The organism is Acinetobacter sp. UBA3025, assembly GCF_002367915.1.
Lineage (GTDB): Bacteria > Pseudomonadota > Gammaproteobacteria > Pseudomonadales > Moraxellaceae > Acinetobacter.
Genome location: NZ_DFDO01000163.1, coordinates 1 through 4,428 on the forward strand (window position 1 = coordinate 1; position 4,428 = coordinate 4,428).

At 45.7% G+C, this 4,428-nt stretch carries 2 protein-coding genes; both read right to left on the reverse strand.

The genetic code is table 11. The features are described 5' to 3' along the window. Positions 1–470: 470 nt before the first annotated feature. Complete coding sequence (gene recD, locus B4J23_RS06790; RefSeq protein ID WP_291359512.1) at positions 471–2,243, reverse strand: exodeoxyribonuclease V subunit alpha; 1,773 nt, start codon at positions 2,241–2,243, stop codon at positions 471–473. Between the two features lie 71 nt (positions 2,244–2,314). Continuing rightward, the coding region (locus B4J23_RS06795) for a 3'-5' exonuclease (RefSeq protein ID WP_291359514.1) at positions 2,315–4,428 on the reverse strand (2,114 nt) is incomplete at its 5' end.

The window sequence follows — 4,428 nt, forward strand, 5'->3', positions numbered from 1 at the left end:
TATTTTCAAATCTTCCTGACTAAAAATAACTTCCTTGTGTGGTAGATTTTGCCATATTGTCGAAATGCTCATAGAGGCATTTATCTTCACTCGCTGTAAGCCATTACGTACAAAATTGTCATCGAAATTTGCAAAATATTACACTTATATATCTTTTAATTACGCTATTTACTTAAATTTACTTATTCTGCCAACTTAATTGAACTATAAGATTACGGCAAAATTCCATTAACAGCAGATATAAAAAAGCCTTGTAGTCTCTCCCAAAACTACAAGGCTTAGCGGCTGTAAGTTTCCTCTTTCACTTACTTCACTGTAAGTTCGCTGTCTGGTGACATTCTTGTTCTTATTATGCGATTTATACCCAACTTTCCGTGTTGAGTTCTTTTGTGTGACCAATCTTCTCAAAAACCGAGTAAAAGCTCCATGCGCCAATTTCCTGAATCCATGTAAGCATTTACCTACAAAAGTTATTTATTTTTTGCCAATAAATTGTTGCATTGTTCAAGTATTTTTCTGCTTAAACCACTCTTTCGTGTGGTTCTGACACATAGCGCTTGTGTAAATGCGTCGCGATCTACCAGTAAGCTCACAACTTTTTTGGCCCGGGTAATTGCTGTATAAATCAGTTCCTTACTCAGCAAATTTTTGGCCTGTTGATCGAGTACTACAGCCGTATGAGTAAATTCTGAACCTTGCGATTTATGAATCGTCAAAGCAAATGCCGTTTCGATACTTTTCGGCAAGCGTGTCGCCAGTACCCATTTTTCCAGATTCGGGAAATACACTTCAAATTGTGACTGTCCTTGTTGTTCTCTCCAGAAACAGATTCCAATATCACCATTGGACAGACCCAGCTGATAATCATTATAAGTCATCATCACTGGTCGGCCGGTATACCAGTCGCCCTGTTTTAACTTGCCTACACTGGCCAGAAAACGCTGTTCAATCTGCTGATTGATTTTATTCAAACCCAGATCACCATGCCGGATTGCTGTAAGAATCCGGTAATGATCAAAGTACTGAATTGCCTGCTGCATATATTGCTCGAAACCAGCCTGATCTTGAGCCTGCTTGATCGCGTCCGCATAGGCCTGATAGCCATACATCAGTTGATCATAATATGGGTCTAACTGTAGACCTGTAGTTGGGTTTATTTCTGGCAGATATTGCAGTTGCAACTGGTCAATCTCTACCTGATCCAGTGCAATTGCTTGCAGCTCACTCGCAGCAACCACTTGCTGTTCAAACTGGTTTAAAACCGATGCTGGAACATGTTCCTGCTGGATAAAGTGCGCCATCGCACCAATCCGGGCGCCTGAAGCAAAACGGCGTGTCGTGATTAAATTGACCCGATTATCTGCCAGAACAGAAGTCTGCTGTAAATCTGCCAGTACAGTGCCGACATCCACCGAGGCCAGCTGGTCTGCATCGCCTAATAGAATTAAGCGGGCTGAATCTGGCACTGCAGCAAGGAGCATCTGTGACAGGCTTAAGTCCAGCATGGATGCTTCATCAACCACGATCACATCATATGGCAAAGGCTGCTTGGCATGAAACCGTGGGCGTCCCAACCGGCCCAAGCCCAGTAAGCGGTGCAAAGTAACGGGTTGAACCTGCTTTAAAGCCTCCAGTTCAAAAGCTTGTAACTTTTCACTATGTAAAGCTTTCTGCAAGGCTTCTTGCATTCGCTGCGCAGCTTTACCCGTCGGAGCGGCCATCGCAATCCGGATATTAGGCAAGGCTTCATGTAGTACAGCAATCATATGTGCCAAGGTGTAGGTTTTACCAGTTCCTGGCCCACCGGTAATAATATTCAGTCCCTGCTTGGCGACCATTTCCAGCGCTTGCTTTTGCTGTGGATCTGTCAGGAGGTTACGATCACGCTCACTTAAATTTACTGGTGTGATGGCTTGTGACTTGATCCGGGCGATCTGGGTGGCGACCGCTTGTTCCAGCTGCCAGTAGCGGTATAAATACAGCTGCCGGTTTTCAAAAATAAAAGGTGCAATGCCTTGAGCCTGCTGGCTACGATCCAGCACCAGATGATGCAATAGAGCGGTTTGCTCGGCACTGGCCGGAATACAACTATTGCCCTCCTGCATCGCTTCAAGGAGCTGCTGAATCAGCAATTTTGCGGCAGCATCAAAGGTCGCCGAACTGAACGGTGGCTGACATAGATAGTCAATCCAGGCCATTAAATGGGCTGATTGCTGAGACACGTGAATTTGCTCATTTTCCACACAGTTATCCTCAAAGTTATCCACAGGATAATCTTCTGTTTAAACTCTTAAAATTTTATAAATCATCAAAATTATGCTGATTTTTTCTGCTCAAAATAGCCCAGAATTTCATCCAGTTTCAGAATAAATTCCAGACCAGGCTGCCAGTGATAAGCGCCTTGTTCAGCCTGACCATTCATACCGCGCAAATACAGATAAGTCGCCCCACCCAGATGCTGCTGCATGTCATATCCCTGCATGTTCACGCTTAGATAACGATGCAATGCCACCAGATATAAGGCCGCTTGCAGCCAGTAACTGGAGTGGGTCATATTCTGCTGGATGGCCTCGGCCGTGTAATGCTGCTGATCCGGCCCGAGAAAATTGCTTTTATAATCGGCAATATGATAGCGCTGGCCATCAAAATAAACCAAATCGATAGAACCGGTCAGATAGCGTGCTGATTTTGCCTCATTAAAATCAGGCATGAGAATATCATGCTCGGCAAACAGTTGCTGGATCTGACGAATCTGTAACGGCACATCGGTTAAAGACAGGTAAAACGGGAATTCAGACAAATAAGTACCTTGCTGCAACTGCTCCAGGCTGAAGTCTTCCTGTAGGGGTGCAGCCAGAATTTCTTTGAGCCAGTCATGAACCCGATTGAGCAGAAGATCTTCAATCATCTCATCAATGAAATGATCGAATGCCTGCTGAAAAACGGCTTCTACATCCAGTTGCGCTGCTGTCTCAGCAGGCGTCATCTGCGCTATTTCCTGTTCGAAAAACAGGATAAAAGGTTCATCATCCAGTTCTGTAACATAGCGTTGAAACTGCCCTAAGAAGTTCAACCATTCAGAGTGATCGAATGTTTGAGCGGAACGGAAAAACTGCTGCCATTCCTGACGATAAGCTTCACTCTGATCATGCAGGCGAATTCCGGTCAGGATTTTATAATTCAGGCTGGAGAGTACTTTTTGCATACTCTGCTGCAATTTCTCCGGCTGCATTTGACCTTGACGGGCCACCTGACTAAACAGGGTCTGTAAATTCACACAGGCCGTCTGATAGCCCGGGGTAAATGCCTGCTGTAACAATGGACGAATATGAAAGGCCTGATGAAATTTCTCTTTCAGTTCCTGCCAGATTTGTGGCGCCGTATTTTTAAAACGACGACGGATTTCCAGATTCCAGTAACTGCGATCCTGAAAATCGATATGCTCAAAAATACTGTGCAGGAAGGTTCCGGCTACCGTGCCTTTTGGAAAATTCAGCCTGATCCAGTCCAGTGGCTGACTGGCTATCTGCTGTTCCAGTTCCAGTAGATTCATTTCATCTGCGGCACTGTCCGGACGTTCAGAAGCGATGACCAGATCATCCTGCAATATTGCCTGATGCGGGAGATGCTGTGACAGTGCAGTAAAACTGGTTTTGGTCCGCGGATAGAACTGTCGCTCTGGTAAAGGATGAGCCTGCATCTGTAACGGTGCTTCTGTCTGTTGTGCCACAATTCTAGACGGCTCAGAAGCCAGAGATTGTTCCAGCAGACTTAGGGCATGCTGAAAGGCCGCCTCACCTTGTCCACGCCAGAATGCCAGGCCTGAATCCGCCTGTCCGCTCTGATCTTGCAGCATGGCATAAACCCGGTGACTGGCCCGGGTCAGTGCCACATACCAAAGCCGGTGATTTTCTGCGGCATTACGGGCCGCATTTTGCAAAATCGCCTGCTCATGCAAGTCCTTATGATTAACTGCAATCACCCGGGATTGTTCCAGTACATTTTCCGCGGCTGACAGGGAAAAGTTCAGATTTCCTTTATTCACATCAAAAGGTGCATCGGCACCTAACAGGAACACCACTTTAAATTCCAGACCTTTGGAAGCATGGATGGTTAAGAGCTGTACCCCATGATCGCCAGAGAGTTTTCGCTCTTTTTCGTTATCCTTGCCTGAAGGTGATTGCAACTGACGCAAATACCAGTGATACAGCTTTTGAGCACCCTGATAATATTCACTTTGCTGGCACAGGATCTCGGTCAGGTGACGTAAATTCACCACTACCCGTTCATTGTCCAGGCTCTGGCTTGCAACCATATTGGTCCAGACCTGAAACAGATTTAAAGCATAATTCCAGGCCGTCAGGAACCCTTTTTCAAACCACATTTCCCGGATAGCATCAAAGTCGGCAATATAATGGCTCAGACCTT